Source organism: Psychrobacter aquimaris (genome assembly GCF_016107525.1).
Taxonomy (GTDB): Bacteria; Pseudomonadota; Gammaproteobacteria; order Pseudomonadales; family Moraxellaceae; genus Psychrobacter; species Psychrobacter aquimaris.
On the sequence record NZ_JABASR010000041.1, the window covers coordinates 1 to 327 of the forward strand.

A 327-nucleotide genomic window follows, 5' to 3' on the forward strand; every position below is an offset into this window, starting at 1 on the left:
AGCATACCCTTGATTGGCAGCTTTTGTGTACCAGTCAAGTGCTTTGGTATAATTCTGAGGTACGCCTTCGCCATTGTTATACATCAAGCCAAGGTTGGATTGGGCTTCAGCATACCCTTGATTGGCGGCTTTTTGAAACAGTTCAGCCGCCTTGACGTAATCCTGAGGTACGCCTTCGCCATTTTTATACATCAAGCCAAGGTTGTATTGGGCTACAGCGACACCTTGGTTGGCAGCTTTTGTGTACCAGTCAAGTGCTTTGGTATAATCCTGAGGTACGCCTTCGCCGTTGTCATACATCAAGCCAAGATTATGTTGGGCTTCAGC

The 327-nt window shown here is 47.1% G+C and carries 1 protein-coding gene; it reads right to left on the bottom strand.

Annotated features, from left to right (window positions below; all coding sequences use genetic code 11):
* A partial coding sequence (locus JFC10_RS14810) for a tetratricopeptide repeat protein (RefSeq protein WP_198333491.1) occupies positions 1-327 on the bottom strand: 327 nt, incomplete at both ends.